Origin of the sequence: Nocardia macrotermitis (assembly GCF_009604405.1) — a bacterium.
GTDB lineage: Bacteria > Actinomycetota > Actinomycetes > Mycobacteriales > Mycobacteriaceae > Nocardia > Nocardia macrotermitis.
Genome location: NZ_WEGK01000004.1, coordinates 331,547 through 352,220, shown reverse-complemented (window position 1 = coordinate 352,220; position 20,674 = coordinate 331,547). Strand labels below are relative to the sequence as shown.

General features: G+C 68.4%; 16 protein-coding genes and 1 pseudogene. 6 read left to right on the top strand and 11 right to left on the bottom strand.

What is annotated here, in order from left to right; translation table 11 throughout:
- Window positions 1-548: 548 nt before the first annotated feature.
- Window positions 549-656: pseudogene (locus NRB20_RS39555) on the bottom strand (NAD(P)-binding protein); the annotation flags it as partial.
- 174 nt (window positions 657-830) lie between these two features.
- On the opposite strand from NRB20_RS39555, the gene NRB20_RS11575 reads away from it, so the two are divergent.
- From NRB20_RS11575 to NRB20_RS11560, 4 genes are all read left to right on the top strand, one after another.
- Window positions 831-1,556, top strand: coding sequence for an enoyl-CoA hydratase (locus tag NRB20_RS11575; RefSeq protein ID WP_153410069.1), 726 nt, complete (start codon window positions 831-833; stop codon window positions 1,554-1,556).
- On the top strand, window positions 1,556-2,713 hold the full coding sequence (locus NRB20_RS11570) for an MBL fold metallo-hydrolase (RefSeq protein WP_153410068.1): 1,158 nt from the start codon (window positions 1,556-1,558) through the stop codon (window positions 2,711-2,713). Before NRB20_RS11575 ends, NRB20_RS11570 begins: the two co-directional genes overlap by 1 nt.
- Before the next feature lie 34 nt (window positions 2,714-2,747).
- The gene (locus tag NRB20_RS39550) at window positions 2,748-3,218 is read left to right on the top strand and encodes an antitoxin (protein WP_153410067.1); all 471 of its coding nucleotides are present in this window, start codon (window positions 2,748-2,750) and stop codon (window positions 3,216-3,218) included.
- Between the two features lie 417 nt (window positions 3,219-3,635).
- Window positions 3,636-5,888, top strand: coding sequence for an ATP-dependent DNA ligase (locus NRB20_RS11560; RefSeq protein WP_153410066.1), 2,253 nt, complete (start codon window positions 3,636-3,638; stop codon window positions 5,886-5,888).
- Here the strand turns inward: NRB20_RS11560 and NRB20_RS11555 are convergent, their stop codons facing one another.
- On the bottom strand, window positions 5,889-6,533 hold the full coding sequence (locus tag NRB20_RS11555) for a cysteine hydrolase family protein (RefSeq protein ID WP_319944763.1): 645 nt from the start codon (window positions 6,531-6,533) through the stop codon (window positions 5,889-5,891).
- A gap of 166 nt (window positions 6,534-6,699) precedes the next feature.
- Here NRB20_RS11555 and NRB20_RS11550 point away from each other — a divergent pair, with 166 nt between their 5' ends.
- Window positions 6,700-7,941 (top strand): lipase family protein, encoded by a 1,242-nt coding sequence (locus tag NRB20_RS11550; protein ID WP_153410065.1) that lies wholly within the window; start codon window positions 6,700-6,702, stop codon window positions 7,939-7,941.
- An 8-nt stretch (window positions 7,942-7,949) separates the two neighbouring features.
- On the opposite strand, the gene NRB20_RS11545 is transcribed toward NRB20_RS11550, so the two are convergent.
- From NRB20_RS11545 to NRB20_RS11530, 4 genes are all read right to left on the bottom strand, one after another.
- Entirely contained in the window at window positions 7,950-8,582 is a 633-nt protein-coding gene (locus NRB20_RS11545; protein WP_153410064.1) for an ammonium transporter, read from the bottom strand.
- A gap of 300 nt (window positions 8,583-8,882) precedes the next feature.
- The gene (locus tag NRB20_RS11540; protein WP_153410063.1) at window positions 8,883-9,620 is read right to left on the bottom strand and encodes an energy-coupling factor transporter transmembrane component T family protein; all 738 of its coding nucleotides are present in this window, start codon (window positions 9,618-9,620) and stop codon (window positions 8,883-8,885) included.
- 40 nt (window positions 9,621-9,660) lie between these two features.
- On the bottom strand, window positions 9,661-11,790 hold the full coding sequence (locus NRB20_RS11535) for a DUF2232 domain-containing protein (RefSeq protein WP_319944762.1): 2,130 nt from the start codon (window positions 11,788-11,790) through the stop codon (window positions 9,661-9,663).
- Between the two features lie 502 nt (window positions 11,791-12,292).
- Window positions 12,293-13,756, bottom strand: a complete 1,464-nt coding sequence (locus tag NRB20_RS11530; protein ID WP_153410061.1) for a flavin-containing monooxygenase — start codon at window positions 13,754-13,756, stop codon at window positions 12,293-12,295.
- An 86-nt stretch (window positions 13,757-13,842) separates the two neighbouring features.
- On the opposite strand from NRB20_RS11530, the gene NRB20_RS11525 reads away from it, so the two are divergent.
- A complete protein-coding gene (locus tag NRB20_RS11525) occupies window positions 13,843-14,904 on the top strand; it encodes an AraC family transcriptional regulator (RefSeq protein WP_153410060.1) in 1,062 nt (353 codons plus the stop codon).
- A 12-nt stretch (window positions 14,905-14,916) separates the two neighbouring features.
- On the opposite strand, the gene NRB20_RS11520 is transcribed toward NRB20_RS11525, so the two are convergent.
- The 5 genes from NRB20_RS11520 to NRB20_RS11500 all read right to left on the bottom strand — a co-directional run bounded on the left by NRB20_RS11520 (window position 14,917) and on the right by NRB20_RS11500 (window position 20,616).
- Entirely contained in the window at window positions 14,917-15,693 is a 777-nt protein-coding gene (locus NRB20_RS11520; RefSeq protein WP_153410059.1) for a metallophosphoesterase, read from the bottom strand.
- Window positions 15,694-15,845: 152 nt separating this feature from the next.
- Window positions 15,846-16,616 (bottom strand): RluA family pseudouridine synthase, encoded by a 771-nt coding sequence (locus tag NRB20_RS11515; RefSeq protein WP_153410058.1) that lies wholly within the window; start codon window positions 16,614-16,616, stop codon window positions 15,846-15,848.
- 35 nt (window positions 16,617-16,651) lie between these two features.
- The gene (locus NRB20_RS11510; protein WP_153410057.1) at window positions 16,652-18,001 is read right to left on the bottom strand and encodes a WS/DGAT/MGAT family O-acyltransferase; all 1,350 of its coding nucleotides are present in this window, start codon (window positions 17,999-18,001) and stop codon (window positions 16,652-16,654) included.
- A gap of 105 nt (window positions 18,002-18,106) precedes the next feature.
- Entirely contained in the window at window positions 18,107-19,900 is a 1,794-nt protein-coding gene (locus NRB20_RS11505; protein WP_153410056.1) for an acyl-CoA dehydrogenase, read from the bottom strand.
- Window positions 19,901-20,055: 155 nt separating this feature from the next.
- Window positions 20,056-20,616, bottom strand: a complete 561-nt coding sequence (locus NRB20_RS11500; RefSeq protein ID WP_319944761.1) for a TetR/AcrR family transcriptional regulator — start codon at window positions 20,614-20,616, stop codon at window positions 20,056-20,058.
- Window positions 20,617-20,674 lie beyond the last annotated feature (58 nt).

Sequence of the window (20,674 nt, the reverse complement as noted above, 5' to 3'; positions counted from 1 at the left end):
GCCGTGTCGTATTCGGCCGGGCGGCCGGGTGTGCGATGCGTCTGTTCTGCTGAATTATCGGAATATCCAGCGGTGCTTACCGATTCGGCTGCGCCGGACGCCGCGCCGGGGACGTCGATTCGGCCGGTGAGGCGTTTGCCCGATGAATCATCGGAATATCCAGTGGTGCTTACCGATTCGGCTGCGCCGGACGCCGCGCCGGGGACGTCGATTCGGCCGGTGCGGCGTTCGCCCGATCCATTCGTCGTCGCGCTGCCTGAGCTGCCGGGTGTGCCCGGAACGGTTTCGGCGTGCAGGAGGCCGTCGACGGATTCGGTGGGGCAGGTGGTGGGGGTGGCGCGGTCGCAGACGACGCGGACCGTGGTGGGGCGGTGGACGCGCAGGTCGAAGCGTTGTTCGTAGCGGGCGTAGTACTCGGGGACGGCGGTGGCGGCGGGGGCCTGGTCGGAGCCGGGGCGCAGCACCTCGGTAAATGCCATTCCCGGGAGGTCGTGCACGCCGTTCACGGTGGTGAGGGTGAGCGAGGGCCAGCGGAACTGCCAGGCGCCGCCGGGACCCGGGGCATGGTCGACGATGAGAAAGTCCTGTTCGGGGCGCAATCCGAGGCGTTGCAGGTGATATCCGGCGGACAGTCCGGCCTGTCCGGCGCCGATCACCAGGATGTCGACATCGGGTGCGGTCACAGCCGCCACAGTACCGCGACGGTTCCCGGGGCTACCGCGGAGTGCGTCGGGTGCGGCCGGGTGATCGCGCGACGCATACAGTGAAGGTTGTCCGAGGAGCGACGACGCGCGTCCAGCCCAGTACCGCACGAATCGGGGAGGCCCCCTTTGCTCGCAGTGAGTCGCGATGGTGACGTCGTCACCATCGAATTACAGCGTCCCGAGCGCCGCAACGCGCTCAACGAGGAATTGGTGGGGCGGTTGCGCGAGGCCGTGGTCACCGCCGCGGCGGACGCCCGGGTGATCATCCTCACGGGGCAGGGCACGGTGTTCAGTGCCGGCGCCGATCTGAACGGCGTGTACTCGGAAAGCTTCCTGGACGGGCTGATGGGCATGCTGTCCGCGATCGAGTCGGTGCCGGTGCCGGTGATCGCCGCGCTCAACGGTCCCGCGCTCGGCGGCGGTGTGCAGCTGGCGCTGGCCGCGGATCTGCGGGTCATGGCCGCCGACGCCTACATCGGCATTCCGGCCGCGAAAATCGGTGTCTCCGTTGACCGTTGGACCGTGCGCCGGTTGGCCTCGATCATCGGCGGCGGTCCGGCGCGCAGCATCCTGCTCGGCCTGGACACCGTATCCGCCACGGACGCATACACTTTCGGCTTCGCGAACCGGATCGGCACGCTGTCCGACGCGCAGGGCTGGGCCAAGTCGATCGCCGAACTGGCCCCGCTGTCGCTGCGTCACCTCAAGCTCGCGCTCAACGACGACGGCACCCGCGACCCGCAGTCCCCGGCCCAGCGTGACGCCCTCGAGGCGGCCTGGACCAGCAACGATGCCCAGGAGGCCCGATTGGCTCGGCAGGAAAAGCGACCGGCGAAATTCGAGGGGCACTGATGAGTACCTTCACCACCATCCTGCGCCGCACCACCCTCGGGGTGGCGGGCGCGGTCGGGCTGAGCTGGGTCGCGCGCGCGGTGTGGGAGATGCCCGCGGCGATGGGCGCGTCGGTGTCGGCGATCGCGCCGGTGGCCGCGCGGTCGGCACGATACCGCAACCGGCAGTTCTACAACACCGAGCCCAGCGCCCAGCTGGCGCCGGGATCCGGTGTGTCGCTGATGTTCTCGGCGCTGACCCGGCGCGGGGTGGGGCGTCCGGCGGGCCGGATCCCGTTGGCCACACCGGATGTGCCCGAGCGGGCCGGTGCGCTGGCGCTCACCTGGTACGGGCACGCCTCGACGCTGCTCGAGGTCGACGGGTACCGGATTCTCACCGATCCCGTATGGAGCGAACGGGTTTCGCCGTCGGCGATCGTGGGGCCGACCCGGTTGCATCCGGTGCCGGCGCCGCTGTCGGAGCTGCCGCCGGTGGACGCGATCGTCATCTCGCACGATCACTACGACCATCTCGATCGCGATACGGTGACCGCGTTGGTGGCGGGTCAGGACGCGCCGTTCGTGGTGCCGATCGGGATCGGCGCGCATCTGCGCATGTGGGATGTGCCCGAGGCGCGGATCGTCGAATTGGATTGGGGCGCTTCGTTTTCCCTGTCCGAACCGGTCGGCGGCGGGCAGCCGGGTGAACTGGTCGTGACGTGCACCGAGGCGCGACACTTCTCCGGGCGCGGGCTGGTGCGCAATACGACGCTGTGGGCGTCGTGGGCCATCGCCGGGCCGACGCGGCGCGTCTACTTCGGCGGAGATACCGGTTATACCAAGGCATTCGCGGAGATCGGCGAGACGCTGGGCCCGTTCGATCTGACGCTGCTGCCGATCGGCGCGTACGACGTGCACTGGCCCGATGTGCACATGAATCCCGAGGAGGCAGTGCGCGCACACGCCGATGTGTGTCGCGGAGATTCCGGCCACGGCCTGATCGTCCCGATTCACTGGGCCACCTTCAATCTGGCCTTCCACGGCTGGTCGGAGCCGGTACGTCGGCTGGTCGCCTCCGCGCGCGCGGCCGGCACGCAGGTATCGGTTCCGTTGCCGGGGCAACGTATCGATGCCAATGCGCTATCGCCGCAGGTGCACTGGTGGGAAGATGTGGGCTGACCAGCGATAAATCCGATGACAAGGAGCGGGGCGCATGAGTCTGATGGACACTCTGAAGGGCTTGATCGGCAAGGGGAGGGATGTTGCTGCCGAGAACGCCGACAAGATTCACGAAGCCGTGGACAAGGCCGGCGGTTTCATCGACGAGAAGACCGGCGGCAAGTACTCCGACCAAATCGGTAAGGGCGCAGCGGCTTTGAAGAACGCCATCCCGGAGCAACCGGGGGCGGAGGGGGCTGCTCCCGAGGCGGAAGCCGCGCCGGAGGCCGCTCCCGAGGCAGAGGCCGCGCCCGAAGCCGCGCCAGAAGCGGAGGCTGCGCCCGCTGCGGAACCGGAGGTCGCTGCCGAGTCGTCGGCCGAGACCGAGGCCGAACCGGAATCGGCTACCGAGACCGTGTCGACAGACGAAACGGCGTCGGCTGATGAGACCGCATCGACGGATGAGACCGCGTCTGCTGACGGGGCCGCGTCGACGGATGAGGCCAAGCCCGACAGCGAATCCTAGCCCGGTCAGGCTTGGGTTCAGTTGGGCCAGGACTGATTTCGGTCGGGCTGAATTCGGCTGGGGCTGAGTCAGGTCGGGGCTGATTTCGGTCGGACTGATTTCGGTCGGGACTGACTTCGGGCGGGGCCGACTTCGGTCGGGACTGAGTTTGGGTCGGGACTGATTCCGGCCGGGCTGAATTCGGCTGGGACTGACTTCGGCAGGGCTGAGTTCGGTCGGGGCTGAGTGGGGTCGGGACTGACTTCGGCTGAACCGACTGAGCTCGGGGCTGAGTCCGGGCAGGGCTGAGCTGCTGATTCTGTACTGATCAACTGTTGTCGGACGGGCTGCGCTGTGGCGGATATCCAGCGGCCCGTCCGTCTGCGGAACCCGTGTGTGCGGGGCCGGTCCGCGGCCGACGGACCGTAGACTTCGATCATGGCCACCCGCCGGGATTTCGGGGGTATCGAGGTTGAGTTGAGCAACCTCGATAAGGTGTTGTATCCGGCTACCGGGACCACCAAAGGGCAGGTCATCGAGTATTTCACGGCGATTGCGCCCGCTCTGCTGCCGCATATCGCGGGTCGCGCGGTGACTCGTAAACGCTGGCCCAACGGGGTTACCGAATCCGCGTTCTTCGAGAAGAATCTCGCCGCGCACGCGCCGAAGTGGCTGGATCGTCGTGCGCAGCAGCATTCGGATCGCCGGGTGGTTTATCCGCTGATCGACTCGGTCGCCGGAATGGCCTGGCTCGGGCAGCAGGCCGCGCTGGAAATCCATGTGCCGCAATGGATTTTCGACGGCGAGGAGCGCGGGCCGATCACTCGGCTGGTCTTCGATCTGGATCCCGGTCCGGGGGCGGGGCTGGCCGAGTGCGCGCGGGTCGCGGTGTGGATTCGCGATACGGTGCGCGATGCCGGGCTGGACGCCTACCCGGTGTCCAGCGGTAGTAAGGGGATGCACGTCTATGTGCCGCTGACGCGCGCGCTCGATTCGTCGGGGGCGTCCACGGTCGCCAAGCAGGTCGCGGTGGGTCTGGAGAAGTTGTATCCGGATCTGGTGACCGCGACCATGGCCAAGGCGGCCCGGCCGGGCAAGGTGTTCCTGGATTGGAGTCAGAACAATCCGTCCAAGACCACCATCGCGCCGTACTCACTGCGCGGACGTACCTCGCCGATGGTCGCCGCACCACGTTCCTGGGACGAGCTGGAAGACCGGGAAAGCTTGCGGCACTTGACCTTCGAGGAAGTACTGACCCGCTGGCACGAGCACGGCGATCTGCTGGCGGGACTGGATTCATTCGATCGGGCGCCGGACCCGCTGTCCGTCTACCGCTCGATGCGCGATCCCGCGCGCACCCCGGAACCCGTTCCGGCGCAACCGCCTACGCCCGGTGCGGACAATCGTTTCGTCGTCCAGGAACATCACGCCCGCCGCCTGCACTGGGATGTGCGCCTCGAGCGCGACGGCGTACTGGCGTCCTGGGCGGTGCCGAAAGGACCGCCGACCTCCACCACGCAGAACCGGCTCGCGGTGCGGACCGAGGATCATCCGTTGGAATACCTGGACTTTCACGGTTCGATCCCGCGTGGACAGTACGGCGCGGGCGAGATGACGATCTGGGATTCGGGCACTTACGAGACCGAGAAGTGGCGCGAGGACGAGGTGATCGTGCGGCTGCGCGGCACTCGTCTGGACGGCCGCTACGCGTTGATCCGGACCAAGGGCGATCAGTGGCTGATGCATCTGATGAAGCCGGAACCAGGTGGTGCACAAATAAATTCGAGCAGCAGCAAGCGCCGCGAGGCGGAGATGCCACGCGATCTGAGCCCGATGCTGGCCACTCCCGGTGACGTCGCCACCCTGGACTCGGCGGAATGGGCCTTCGAAACCAAATGGGACGGCTTCCGGCTGATCGTGGAGCTCGCGGACGGCACCGTCACCGCACGCAGCCGAGCCGGAAACGTTGTGACGGAACGTTATCCACGCCTGGCCGCACTCGCCGAAGAACTCGCCGACCACCGCGCGGTACTCGACGGCGAGGCGGTCGTCTTCGATGCCGACGGCCGCGTGAATCTCGCCCTGCTCCAATCGGATTCGGTCCGCGCCGAATTCGTCGCCTTCGACGTGCTCTATCTGGACGGCACATCCCTTGTCCGCAAACGCTATTCGGACCGCCGCCGGGTCCTCGAGGCACTGGCCGCCCGCGCACCCGCACTCCTGGTACCGCCGCGACTGGAAGGCTCCGGTGCCCGGGCGCTGGACTTCAGCCGCGAACAGGGCCTGGAAGGCGTGGTCGCCAAACGACTGGACTCGATCTACCTCCCGGGACGACGCGGCCAGTCCTGGATCAAGACCCGCAACTGGCGCACTCAACAGGTGGTGATCGGCGGCTGGCGACGCAGCACCGCGCGGGAGTTCGCCTCCCTACTGGTCGGGGTGCGGGACGGGGACACACTGATCTATGCCGGACGGGTCGGCACCGGATTCGACGAACGCGAGATGGCCGACCTGGCCGCCCGTCTACGCCCGCTGTACCGCAAGACCAGCCCGTTCGACAACGACCTCACCCCCGCCGAACGCGAGGACGCCGTCTGGGTCACCCCGAAACTCACCGGCACCGTGCGCTACATGAACTGGACCGAATCCGGCCGCCTCTGGCATCCGGCCTGGCTCGGATCGACCGGCTGATCAGGCCTTTCCGTTCAGCAGCGGGAGGATGGCGTCGACCTCGGTGACGATCGCGTTGCCCTGGAACGCGAAATCCGCCCGCGCCCGGTCCATCGCCGCCTCGTCCCGCCCGCCGCACGCGTCACCGATGACGACCGGGATGAAACCCAGATCGGTGGAGTGCGTGACGGTCGGCGCGATACCGATCTCGAGTGCCACCCCCGCGATGGCGTAGGAGACGATGCCCAGGTCACGCAGGGTCGCGGCGAGCGGGGTGCCCTCGAAGGCGGACATGGTCGTCTTGTCGAAGACGATCTCGTCCGGACCGGGCCGCAGCTCCGGCGCCAGTTCGAAGCCGGGCGTGTCGCGCAACAGGATCGGTTGCAGGTCCTCGACCGCATCGACACCCTGCCACGTCATCGCCATGCGCAGCGCGAATGCGCCGCTCAGTCGCGGCGGCAGGAACATGTGCCGCAGGAAGATCACCGGATAGCCCCCCGCCCGCGCGGCCTCCACCACCCGCACCACCCGCGCGACGATCTGCTCGGCATCATCGAGTTGGGACAGCACGCCGACCTGCATGTCGTAGACGATCACCGCCATCCGGTGCGGATCGCAGACGTCGGCGAGCCCGTCCGGAATATCGAGTCCATTGCCCTGTCGCACCGAAACTCCCCTTTGCCAGGTATGCGGTCCCGACCCACAGTACCGGGGTGTACGGCGTGTCGTGGAAACGTTCACCGACCGGCCGTGGACATCGTTGACCTGGGGATTCGGGAGGGCTAGCGTGCACTTCCGGTGGTGCGGTGCGGGGCGACGTGGGAGGTATCGGATGGGATTCGGGTGGCTCGCGGGTGCACATGCCGCGCATCGGCGGACGGGCACGGTGCTGGCCGTGGCGGTCGCCATGGTGCTGGGGCTGCTGTCCACGCCGGTGGCCGGCGCGGTGCCCTATCCCGACCAGGATCCGTTCTATGCCGCGCCCGCGGATCTGGCCTCGCAGCCGAACGGGGCGTTGCTCGGCGTCCGGTCGATCAGCGTGTTCGGGTTGCCACTGCCGGTTTCGGCGTGGCAATTACGTTATCGCACAACCGATTCGGCGGATCATCCGATCCTGGACGTGACCACGGTGGTGGTGCCGACGACGACCTGGGACAAGGGTCCGCGACCGCTGCTGAGCTATCAGGTGCCCGAGGACAGCCTCGGGACCCGGTGCGCGCCGTCGTTCGCGTTCTCCGGCGGGCACGATCCGGGCGTGGTGAACACCCTGCTGGACGTGCCGTTCATGACCGCCGCGCTGTTGCGCGGGTGGGCGTTGGCGATCAGTGATTACGAGGGGCCGTACTCGCGGTTCCTGGACGGTCCGGGTGCGGGACGCGCGGTGCTGGACGGGATCCGGGCGGCGCTGTCCTTCGCGCCGGGTGGCGTGCAGACGGCGAGTCCCGTTGGGGCGTGGGGATATTCGGGTGGGGCGTTCGCCACGCTGTGGGCCGCGCAGCTGCGGTCGAGTTATGCGCCGCAGGTGCGGTTCGCGGGGATCAGCGCCGGTGGGGTGCCCGCCGATATCGCCGCGATCGCCCAGCGCGTCGACGGCGGTGGGCAGGCCGGGCTGGCCCTGCTGATCCTGATGGCGCTGACCCGCAATCATCCCGATTCCGGCCTGTCCGGGGCACTGAACGATCGCGGCCGGGCGCTGCTGGCCGCGAATGCCACCGCCTGCGGTTCGAATCTGGTGCCGCAGTACGTCAACGCGCGCGTCGACAGTTTCTCCAGGACGCCGGATCTGCTGGGCAGCAAGGAGTTCCGGGGCACCACCGCCGCCAACGAGCTGGGTGTGGAGGCGCCGGACTCGCCGATGTACCTGTACCACAGCAACTCCGACGACGTCATTCCTGTTGCCGGATTCAGCAGGCTGGTCGACCGGTACTGCGCGCTGGGCGCGAGGCTCACCGCGATCCATTCGATCTTCCCCACCCACAACGGCGCGGCGGCCGGGGAAGCGTTGGGCGGCATGAACTTTCTCGCCGACCGCTTCGACGGGCAGCCCGTCACCGCGGGCTGCACCGTCCGATGAGCGTGTGATCACTGATTCCACTTGGTGGTGCCGGGTGCGGCCCCGAGCGTGTTGACCAGGTCCAGGCCCGCGACGATGAGGGTCGGACCGCCGACGACGATGGTGCCGACGATGCCGCCGAGCGCGGCTCCGGCCAGGACGCTGGCCACCACGCCGGGGCCGGTGACGATGCCGGTCAGCCCGATCAGCGCGCCCAGGGCCGTGCCGATGAAACCGCCGATCGCGGTGGCGATGCCGAACTGCGTCGAAAAGGCTTCCAGCGCACGCTGATTCTCGGTCACCGAGGCCACCGGGAGCGCCCGCGCCGGGCGGGCCGCGGCCACGTTCCGCACCGCCGTCAGGTCCAATTCGTGCGCGTCGGCGCTGATCCGGTGTGGCAGTGGGTATTCCGTGCCGTGCTGGCGGATCGCCAGCGGCAGCGTGACGACGGCGTTGCCGTCGGTATCGCGGATGTCGACGGTGCGCTGATCCGCGGCCACGCGGAAGGAGCCGCCGGTCAGGGTGGTGCGGACGGTGTCACCCACCAGCTTGGTGCTGTAGTGCACCACGGGCATGGTCGGATCGGCGTGCACGACACCGGCCCCGAGGCCGAGGGCGATCGCCACCGGTACGACGGTAGCGATGAACTTGCGCAGGAGCATTCGCCTGTTCCAATCTTCATCAGGTTCGTCGAAAACATGGGCGCGCGCAGGCAGAAAGTACCGCTGATCGATCAGGGTTGCGCGCGTTTTCGTGTAGCGAGGTGGTAACTGCTGTGCGTCCGCGCAATCCTAGATATTTTTCGGGATTGCTGTCCGCGAATTATGGGTAATCCCTTGGGTTCCGGCCGGGATTGGATGATCCCGGGGTGCGAAAAAGACGCCGGGTCGGTTCTACCGGCGGGTATTCGTGCGAATCGGGATTTCCCTACCGGACGGTCCGGCGACGATCGTGCCGCGGCCTCAGACGAAGTGGTTGATCGCCACTGCCGCAACGCATATCGCGATCACGACGAGCAGCGCGACCGCATCGCGGCGGCCCGGTGCGCTGGGATACGCGGTGAGCTGTCCGGTGCCGCCGCGCGCGGTGATCGCCTCGCCGAGTTCGCCCGCGCGGCGGGTGGATACCGCCATGGCCGCGGTCAGGATGTCCATCAGCGCGTTGTCGGTGGCGCGTTGCAGCAGACCGCCGTTCGGGCGCAGTTTGCGGGCGGCGCGCAGGATGCGCATCTCGTCCAGCAGCAGCGGCAGTCCGCGCAACGTCAGCGCCACCACCACCGCCCACTCCTCCACCGGAATACGCAACAACCGCAGGGGCGCAGCGAGTTTCGCGAGTGCGGGCGCGATCTCGCCCATCGGGGTGGTCCACGCGATCAGGAACGAGGAGACGAGCAGCAGCAGCGCGAAGATCATGGTCTGCACGTAGTGCACCACCGCCGGCCAACCCGCCGGCGCGGAGGTGAACAGGCCGATGCTCATCAGCGCCCAGAACTGCCAGGGCAGTCGCGGCAGCGTGCCCGGCGGCAGATGCGCGATCGCGCCGACCACGATCAGGAAGGCCGCGATCAGGCCCAGCACCGGCCAGGAGGGCTGGAACAGCACGAGCATGCTGATCAGGAAGACCGCGACCATCTTCGTCCCGGCCCACAGCCGGTGCACCGGACTCGGCACCGGGACCTCGCGCAGCAGCACCATGGTCATCGCGCGACTCCTGCTGATTCCTGTTGTGCGGGAAGGAGTTTCATCGGTTACCTCCGGTCGTGCCGGGGCGTTTCGGGGTCAACCGGGTCAGGCTGCGCGCCGCGAGGCCGGGGACGGGGGACGGTTCGGTCGACGGCTGCACCGCGGTCTCCGGGATGACGCCGCCGCGTAGATGCACCGTGCGGTCGCAGACGCCGGTCATATCCTCCACGTCGTGCGAGATGACGATCAGGGTCAGGCCCGAATCCCGCAGGCGGGCAAGGAGTTCCACCACCTCGGCGCGGCCCTGTGGATCCAGTCCGGCCAGCGGTTCGTCCAGCACCACCACCTGCGGGCGACTGGCCACGATCGCCGCGAGTACGACCCGTTTGGCCTGACCACCGGACAGTTCCTCGATCGAGCGCGAGGCCATCGTGCGATCCAGGCCGACCGCGTCCAGCGCGCGGCCCACCGCGGCCGAACCGGTGCCGCTGCCGCCCCAGTCCTCGATCTCGGCGGCCACGGTCTGGCGCTGTAGTTGCAGCCTCGAATGCTGGAAGGCCAACGCCACCTTGCCGATTCGGCCGGACACCGGATGCGTGCCGGTGCCCTCGCGCAGTTCGCAGCGGCCGTGACTCGGTTCGATCAGACCGGCCATGATCCAGGCCAGGGTGGATTTCCCGGATCCGTTGCCGCCCACGATCAGCAGCGCCTCGGAGCGTCGGACGGTCAGGTCGATGCCGTGCAGAGCCGTTGCGGCCCAAGGTGTTCGGCGATTGTAGGTGTGCCGGACGTCACGCAGTTCGAGGATCGGCTCACCCATCGGGCGGCGGCGTTCGTCGCGGGCGGGACGCGGCCAGGCGGGCAGCCGCTCCACCTGCCGTCCGCCGGACAGATGCACCACGCGATCGGCCGCGGCGGCATCGGCCTCGTGATGGGTCACCAGGACCACCGCCATCGGATGCCGCCGGGGCAGTTCGGCCAGCAGCGCGACCAGATCGCGGCGGCCGTCGGGATCGATCATCGAGGTGGCCTCGTCGGCGATCAGCAGGGCCGGGCGGCGGGCCAGCGCGGCGGCCACGGCCAGGCGCTGCTGCTGGCCGCCGGACAGGGTCGCGGTCTCGGATTTGCCCATGCCGCCGAGGCCGACCTCGGCCAGCAGGGATTCCACCTCGACCTGCGCGGCCAGTTCCGGGGGCAGACCCCACACCACATCGTCGGCGACCTGCACGCCGAGGGTCTGGCTCTCGGGACGTTGCAGGACCAGCGCGGTGCCGCCGAGCCTGCCCAGACCCGCCGAACCGGGACGTTCGACCGCGCCCGAGGTCGGCGGGCGGCCGGCCAGCAGCCTGGTCAACGTGGATTTGCCGGAACCGTTGTGGCCGACGACGGCCACGAACTCCCCGACGTCCACGGTCAGCGAGATCGCGGTCAGCGCGTCGGTGCGGGCGTCCGGGTAGCGGAACGACGCGTCGCGCAGGGTGACCGGCAGCGGGGCGATGGGCCGGTCGTCGACCGGGGCGTCCAGTTGATCGCGGCCGGGCAGCCAGGTCAGCCGGTCCAGCACCGAACCCAGCGCGAACCAGGAGAACACCGCCGTGGCGACCAGGCCGACGAGGATGCCGCCGGCGATGTAGACCCACCACCAGCGCAGCACCTCGTCGGTGACCGTGCCCAGCGCGTGGCCCAGCGGGGCGAGCCGAGGCTGCTGTTCGGCCAGGCGCTGCACCCCCTTGGACAGGTTGCGAATGGTCTCGAACAGCAGTTTTCGCGTCGCGGTGAACACCAGCAGCATGCCGACCGAGAACAACGAGGAGATCAGACCGGCCAGGATGGACAGGCCCAGCACCGCGAGCAGGCCGCCGCCGCGACGTTTCACTATGCCGACGATGCCGCCGATGATCGCCATCGCCACCGTGGTGAACGCGGGGAACATCCCGGCGACCACGAACGTCACCAGGGTCGCGGCCGTCCCCGCGGTGAACACCGCGCGCAACCGGTGTCGATGCGCGAGCAGCCCCATCGGCACCGCCGCGATGAACATCAGCGCGGCGGCGATCGGCAGCACCGTCCCGACGGTCACCAACCCCACCGTGACACCGGCCAGAACCGCCCCCGTGGCCAGTTCGATCGGGCGCAACGGCCCCCGCCCCGGCCGGGACTGTTCACTGGCTGTGGAAAGAGCGGTCACGACCTCAAGTCTGCCAGGCCCGCCTGAGCACCGTCCGGGTGCGAGCTGTGCGCAACCCGTGGGGCGGCTGTGCGCGGATGCGGTCACGCTTGTGGATGAGTGGGGATCGTGTCGGGGTGACGGTCGAGTGATTCGGTCGCCGAAGCCGCGATCCGCTCGCACGATGAACCGGGTGCACGGCATCACAGGTGATCGCGGCTTGCGGGCATCGTCGCCGCGGTGACATGGATCGACATTTGCGATGGCTCGTGCCTGTGTGGTTGTGCATGGGAATCGGGCCGGTGCCGTTCGGTCCGATTCGAGTACGCATTCGGGTTATGTGTGATCCGGGCTTGCCGAATGGGATCGGACGAACTTCGGCACGAATCCGTGGTCATGCGGCGCGGGTGCGCGGGGTCTGCCCGCAACATCGCCTGGATTCGGTGCTGCTGCCCGCGGCCCGCGATGGTGGTGCGCGCGTGGTCGGTGCGAGCTGCCGGGTGGATGCCTTGGGGGAATCAGGTCACGGGTTGGGAGTGAGGGTGTAGTCGGTGAGTTTCAGGGTTCGGGTGCGGAGGCGGTAGGCGGTGACCGTGCCGGGCCAGTTGTTGGTGATGCGGCCCGCGGCGTTGCGGTACCAGCTGGAGCAGCTGGACCAGGGGGTGCGGCGGAGGCGGCGTTGGGTGTGGGTGTCGAAGTCGCGGGCGGCCTGCGGGGTGACCTCGAGGGTGTGGGCGGGGTGGGTGGTGAGGTGGGTCAGGGCCTGGCGGATGTAGCGGGACTGGCATTCGATCATGTAGACGATCGAGCCGATGCCGAGGTTGGTGTTGGGGCCGTACAGCAGGAACAGGTTCGGGAAGCGGGGGACCGTCATGCCGAGGTAGGCGCGGGCGCCGCCGGTCCAGGCGTCGGCGAGGTCCAGGCCGTCGCGGCCGAGAATCCGCATGGGCCAGAGGAATTCGCTGCCCTTGAAGCCGGTGCCGTAGACGATCACGTCGGCGGGATGGACGACGCCGTCGGCCGTGCGCACCCCGTCGGGGACGATCTCGGTGATCTCGGTGGTGACCACGTCGACGTTGGGTTGTACGACCGCGGGGTAGTAGTCGTTGGAGAACAGCACCCGTTTGCACAGCACCGGATAGTCGGGCGTGAGCTTGGCGCGCAGGGTCGGATCGGTGACCTCGCGTTCCAGGGTGCGGCGGCACAGATAGGTGACCAGGCGGCGCAGCAGCGGCAGATCGGCCAGGCCCAGGGCGAAGAATTCCAGGAAGCACCACACCCAGAGACGTTGTGCCCGACGCAATCCCGGCACGTGCCGGAACAGCGCGTGATGGATCGGCCGGTATTCGCGATCGGTGCGGCTCACCACCCAGGCCGCGCTGCGCTGGAAGATCGTCAGCTGCTCGACCCGCGGCTGGATCGCCGGGACGTACTGGATCGCGCTCGCGCCCGTGCCGATCGCGGCGACGCGCTTACCGGTCAGGTCGACCGAGTGATCCCACTGCGCGGAGTGGAAGGCCGGGCCCCGGAAGCTCTCGCGGCCGGGGATGGCGGGCAGTTGCGGCCGGGAGAGCTGGCCGACCGCGGAGATCAGCACGTCGGCGGTGTGGTCGGTGCCGTCGGCGGTGTACACGGTCCAGGTTCCGGTGGATTCGTCGAAGGCGGCCTCGGTGACGTCCGTGCCGAATCGGATCCGCTCCAGCAGGTCGTATTCGACGGCGAGGCCCTGGAGATAGTTCAGGATGTCGCTCGAACCCGAGTAGCGGTGCGGCCAATCGGGTTTGGGTGCGTAGGAGTACGAGTACAGCGGTGAGGGCACGTCGCAGGCCGCACCCGGATAGGTGTTCTCCCGCCACACCCCGCCCGCCCCGGCGGCCCGCTCCAGGATGGTGAAATCCTCGAAACCGTTGCGCCGCAACTCCATTGCCATGCCCAGGCCGCCGAATCCTGCGCCGATGATTATGACCGACGGTGTCCTCGTTGACATTGTGGCGCTCCTCACAGCTGCGGGTGTAGCCTCCACTCTAAAGAGCGGGGGAGTGGGTGATCGAGATATTCGGCCATAATCGGAGTATGGCAACGGAGCAACACCCCGCGGTTCGCAATTGGGATTTCCCCCGGGGCATGGCGAGTGTGGCCCTCATGGTCGGTTATGCCCGCGAATACGGAGTGGCCGCCGAGGTCATGTTGCGCGGAACCGTGCTGACCGAACGCACCCTCGCCGATCCCGACGCGCAGATCGACGCGCGGACCGAGCTGGCGGTGATCCGCAATCTGGTGCGGGCGCTCGGTACCGAACGTCCGGCGCTCGGGGTGGAGGTGGGGCGGCGATACCACATCACCACCTTCGGCATCTTCGGCTTCGCGTGCGTCAGCAGTCCGACCCTGGGCGAGACGATCGCGTTCGCGCTGCGCTACCTGGAGTTGAGCTTCACCTTCTGTCTGCCGGTAACCCATTGGGAGCCAGGGGAATTCGTCGCCGACATCCACGACGAACTGGTCCCGCCCGACGTGCGGCGCTTCCTGGTGGAGCGTGACGTACTGGCCATGCATCAGGTGATGAGCGATCTGCTGGGCCGTCCGCTGACGCTGCTGCGCGCCGAATTCGATTATCCGGAACCGGAATACGCCGACCGGCTCGCTCAGATCATCGGTGTGCGACCGCGTTTCGGGCAGCCGCAGAATCTGTTCGCCCTCGACCCGACGGTGCTCGAACAACCGCTGCCGCAGGCCAACGAATACACCTGGGCGATGTGCCTGGCCCAGTGCCGGGAACTGGTGCATCGGCGTCGCGCCCGCACCGGGATCGCCGCCGAGGTGCGCGAACGTCTGGTGCCGCGCGGCGGTGCCGACGGTTATGCCGCGCCGCTGGGTATCGATGCGGTCGCGCGTGACCTCAATATGAGCACGCGGACGTTGCGGCGTCACCTCGACGCGGTCGGCACCAGTTATCGATCCCTGCTGGACGAGGTGCGTCGCACCCTGGCCGAGGAGATGCTCACCGCCACGCCGCTGTCGGTCAGCGATGTCGCGATTCGGCTCGGGTACGCGGAGGCTTCGACGTTCATCTACGCGTTCAAGCGATGGACCGGGACGACTCCCGCGTCGTATCGCCGGGAACGGGTGCGCAAATAGGGGGCGTGGCCCTCACACCGCGGCGATGCGGCCGCCCATGGGGACCGGGCGGAGCAGGGTGGTGAAGCGGCCGTCATCGATGACGTGCAGGAGGATGGCGGGATCGGGCGCGTAGTCGATGGGGACCTCGCCGGGGGTGGTGACCTCCCAGGCTCCGCCGATGGTGGAGGCGACGCTGGGGGCGACGATCAGGGGTTTGCCGCCGAACAACGTGGTGCCCAGGGTGTGCATGTGGCCGGTGAGGACGCCGAGGATGCGGGGGTCGGCGGCGACGAGCCGCTCGAGCCGCTCGGGGTTGGACAGGCGGATGGGGTCCACGACCGTGCTGTACATCGGCATCGGGGGGTGATGCAGCGCGATCAGCACCGCGTCGTCCGGCGGGGTCGTGCGCAGCAGATCGGTGAGCCAGGCGAAGGTGTCGTCGTCGAGTTCGCCGCCGCTGGCGCCGGGGACGGTGGAGTCGAGTAGGGCGACGGTCAGCCCGTGCAGTCGCATCGCCTGGTTCAGCGGCCGGTCCGAGGCGTCCTCGTGCAGCAGTATCCGGCGCAGGGCCGCGCGGTCGTCGTGATTTCCGGGCAGCATCCACAGCGGGATCGAGATGGCGCGCAGGGTGTCGCGGGCCTGCTCGTACTCCTCGGGTTTGCCCGCGTCGGTGATATCGCCGGTGAGCAGGATCGCGTCGGGCTGCCGCGGTAGCGCGGACAGGTAGGCCAGCACCCGTTCGACTCGTTCGGCGTTCCGGTTCTTCAGGTCGAAATGGGTGTCGCTGAGCTGAGCCAACAAAATCATCGGCGGGTGCCTTCTCGTGAGATCGCGCCGTTGCGCCCGAGCGTGCCTGGACGGCACCCCATCAGGCTAGATGGCCGGTTGCCGCCGCGTCTTCATGAGACACGCCACCGAATATAGCGGAGATGCATGACAATTCGGTCTCCTCTCGGGGGTTACAACCGGGCGGGGTGGTCGAGCAGTGTGGTCGGATCGTCGGTGAGCACGGTGTCGCCCGCGGTCCAGAAGTCCGGGCCCGGGGGTGCGATCAGGTCCAGTTCGGCGGGATCGCGCCACGGTGCGTCCAGGCGCAACCGCCAGGAGTGCAGGTGGGTGCGCGGGTAGGTGTCGGATCGGTCGAACAGCGGATCACCGGCGACCGGGTGGCCGATCCAGGCCAGATGCACCCGGATCTGGTGGCGGCGTCCGGTGATCGGGCGCACCGCGAGCACCGTGTGCGCGTCGCCGCGCAGGATGACGTCGAATTCGGTGCGGGAGGGATAGTTCTTGCCCGCCAGCACATCTCGTTGCTCGACCGACCACTCCGCGCGTGCCGGACCGTCGTCGGTGCGCACGATGCTCTCGCGCGGCGCGGCGATCCGCACCCGGTTCTTGCGGCCCACGCTCAGCGGCAGCTCGATCACGCCGTGGTCGGGCAGTCCGGTGGACGCGGTGACGGCCAGATAGCGCTTGGCCGCCGTCCGCTTGTTGAACTGCCTGGTCAGCTCCCCGTGCGCGGTGAGTTCCTTGGCCAGCAGCACCAGCCCGGAGGTCACCTTGTCGATCCGGTGCACCGGATACAACTTCTCCCCGTCCTCCTCGGCGAGCCGCACGATATCGGTGTCGTGCCGCTCCCCGGTCACCGAGATCCCGGCGGGCTTGTTCAACGCCAGAATCGCCGCATCCTCCTCGAGCCGACATCGCGCCCGCAGTTCCGACCAGTGCATACCTGTAATAGTGGCGGCCGGTGCGCGCGGCCCCCTCAGCAGGTCGCGTGTTCGAGTTCGGTGAGGGCGGTGTCGAGGTGGTCGATGAGGGTGGACAGGTGGGGGACGGCGCGGCGGCAGCCGACAATGCCGACGTCGAAACTGTCGGCGGTGCTGGTGACGGTGATGTTCATGGCCTGGCCGTCGAACGGGATGGACAGCGGGTAGTTGTGTTCGAGGCGGGCTCCTTGCAGGTAGACGGGTTTGCGGGGGCCGGGGACATTGGAGATGACCAGGTTGAACGGGACCCGGGGCAGGGCCTGGAAGCCGGGCAGGAAGGTCAGCCCGAGAGGGGACATCAGCAGCGCGGACAGGGCCAGCGCCTGTAGTCGCGGCAGTTCGGTGAAGACGCGTTTGGACTCGCGCATCGAGGTGCTGATCGCGGCCAGCCGCTGTGCCGGATCCGCGATATCGGTGCCAAGATCGCACAGCAGCGCGGCGACCAGATTGCCCTCGGATTCGGTCTCGCCGGTGCGGCGCAGATTCACCGGGACCATGGCGGTGAGCGGCTTGTCCGGCAGGGCGTTGCGCTTGCACAGATATTCGCGCAGGGCCGCGGCGGACAGTGCCAGGACCACGTCGTTGACGGTGGTGCCCGTCGCCCGGCGCACGGCGTGGATCCGCTCCATCGGCCACGAGCCCACGGCGATACTGCGCGCGCCGCCGATCGGGACGTTGAACATCGTCGCGGGTGCGGACAGCGGCAGCGCCAGCTTGCCCTCGGTCAGCGCCCGCACTGCACTGCGCACCCCGCCGACCTCGGTGGCCAAGCGCGGCAACGCATGTCGCACCTGCTGCCACAGGCTCTCGGGGACATCGGGCTCGGGTTCGGTGCGGCTCACCGTCCACGGCGCGCGGATGCGGGTGGTGAACGGATCGTCGGTGAGGCTGCGCTGGAGCAGCCGCTGCGCGGAGACCCCGTCGATGAGGGCGTGATGCATCTTGACGTACAGGCCGAGCCGATCGCCCGCCATCCCCTCGATGATCCGGCCCTCCCACAGCGGGCGGTGCCGGTCCAGCAGGGTGCCGTGCAGATGTTCGACCAGGTCCAGCAGTTCGGCGGTGCCGCCGGGCTGGGGCAGCGCACACCGGCGCAGGTGGTATTCCAGGTCGATCTCGCCGTGCGCCCACACGACGCTGGAGAAGTTGCCCAGAATGCGGCGCTGCCTTCGGCGGAAACGCGGCCGCACCGGCGTGGCGGACATCAGTTCGGCGTACAGCGAGCGCACGAAATCGGTGCCCTGCTCGGCGGGCCGCTCGAAGATCTGCAGGCTGCCCACGTGCATGGGGTGTTCCCGCGATTCGGCCGTGAGGAATACGGCGTCGATCGGGTTGAGGAGTTCCATCGGATCCGCCTATACCGGTTGGGTGTAGCCCTTACGTGTACGGTGCGGCGTCATTGCCCCCGTCTGGACGAATACGACCTGATCCCGGTGGAGCTCACCACGGCGCTAGAGCGATGCCGGGTCCAGGTCCAGGGTGGTGCGATCGAGCGAGTCGAGCAGATCGAACAGCGGTGTGGTGCGCGGTAGTTCCCAACGATAGAAATAGCGTGCCGCGGCGCGTTTACCGTCGTGGAACGCGCTGGCGTGTCCGTGTGCCGCGATGGCCTGTTCCAGCCAGATCCAGGCCAGCACCACATGTCCGCACGCCTCGAGATAGGCCGCCGAATTGGCCAGCGCGAGTTGCGGATCCCCGGACTTCCACAGCAGCGCGGTGCTGGTGGCGATGCGCTGGGTGGCCAGGGCCAGATCGTCGCCGAAATGGCCGAGTTCGGCATCGCCGGTGGCGCCGGCGGTCGCGATGGTCTCGCCGATGGTGTCCAGCAGCAGGGACAGCGCGGCCCCGTTGTCGGCGGTGACCGCGCGGCCGAGCAGATCCAGGCTCTGAATGCCGTGTGTGCCTTCGTGAATCGGGTTGAGGCGGTTGTCGCGGTAGTGCTGTTCGACGTCGTAGTCGCGGGTGTAGCCCGCGCCGCCGTGCACCTGGATGGCCAGATCGTTGGCGGCCAGACACCACTGGCTGGGCCAGCTCTTGGCGATCGGGGTCAGCACGCGCAGCAGCGTCTCCGCTCGGGTGCGCGCGGAATCGGTTGTGGCACTGCGCAGATCGTCGATGAGGGTGGCGCAGAACAGTTGCAGCGCCAACGCGCCCTCGGCGTAGGATTTCTGCGCCAGCAGCATGCGCCGCACGTCGGGGTGATCCACGATGGGCACCTGCGGACCGCCCTTGGCCCCGGCCGGGCGGCCCTGCGGGCGGGTGCGGGCGTAGTCCAGCGCCTTGAGGTATCCGGTGTAACCCAGTGCGGTCGAGGCGAGCCCGATGCCGAGCCGCGCCTCGTTCATCATGTGGAACATGTAGGCCAGCCCGCGATGCGGTTCGCCGACCAGATAGCCGACCGCGCCGGGTCGCCCGCCCGGGGTGAACGCACCGTCGCCGAACACCGGCGCGGTGTTGACCGTGCCGCGCCAGCCCATCTTGTGATTGATCCCGGCGAGGACCACGTCGTTGCGTTCGGGTGCCGAATCACCCTGTGCCGGAATGAATTTGGGCACGATGAACAGTGATATGCCGCGGGTGCCCGCCGGGCCGCCCGGAATCTTGGCCAGCACCAGATGGACGATGTTCTCCGAGAGATCGTGATCGCCGCCGGAGATCCACATCTTGCGGCCGAACACCCGGTAGGTGCCGTCGTCCTGTGGTTCGGCGCGGGTGGTGATATCGGCCAGATTGGATCCGGCCTGCGGTTCGGACAGCGCCATGGTGCCGAAGTAGCGGCCCTCGATCATCGGCGCGACGAACTGTTCGATCTGCTCCGGGGAGGCGTGCGCGGCGAGCAGATTCGCATTGCCCATGGTGAGCATCGGATAGCTGGTGGTGGCCACGTTCGCGGCGTAGAACCAGGCCATGCACGCGGTGAACACGGTGTGCGGCAACTGCATGCCGCCGACCCGCTCGCTCATGGCCGCGCCGATCAGTCCGGCCTCGGCGAAGGCCCGCAGTGCGTGGCCGACCTCCGGCAGGATGTGCACCTTCTCCCCGTCGAAGGTGGGCTCCTGGAGATCGCCCGCCCGGTTGTGCGGTGCGAAGTACTTGGTCGCCAGCTCCTGCGACAGCTCGAGGACCTGATCGAAGGTCTCCCGGGAATGCTCCCGGTAGTACTCGCGCTCGGTCAGCCGCGCGGTGTCGAGCCACTCGTACAGCAGGAATTCGAGGTCCCGCGCCGACATGATGAGCGAAGTCATGGCTCCACCCTTGCCATCCGCGAGCCCGCGCGCAACCTGTTCCGGATAGCCGCACCCGGTGCATGAAGACGCACCCCCTTCAGGGCCCGCTCAGGGTGCGGATCCGGATTCGGGGTGCGCCCCCGGCCGCGCCGAAACGCGGGTTCGAGCCGGATTCAGCGATGCGCGGAGCTGAACAAGGGTGCGATGAAACGATGCAGCATCTGCGACTCCTCGGCCTCGTCCCGCCCCGGAACCGTCAGCAGCGAGACGATCGCCCGGGTCAGCCAGCGGGCCAGCAGCGTCGCGTCGCCGTCCGGCGCGGCGCCGGTGACTGATCCGGCAATGGCCTCGATGACCTGCGAAGTCTGCGCGATCTCGATGGCCAGCCCGGCATCGCCCGGACGGAACCAGGCGATCAGCAGCGGATCGGCGCGCACCGCCCGCAGACTGGCCAGCACACCCGCGACCGCGCGCTCACCCGGCTCGGAGATCCCGGCGATCTCGGTGGCGACCCGCGCCCCGATCTGCCGCGCCGCGCGATGGACGAAGGCCAGCTGCACCGCCTGCCGACTCTCGAAGTACCGGTACAGCGTGGCCCGCGAGCACCCCGCGGCCTTGGCGATATCACCCATCTGGGTCGCGCCCACCCCGCGCTCGGCGAACAACCCCGCCGCCGCGTCCAGAATCCGTTCCGCGGCGCTCAGCGATCGCGCGTCGCCCAGCCAATCACTCACAACCGTTCCCGTCGACGCCCATCTCCGTCCCCGGCAACCTATGCCACGCCGAACCGCC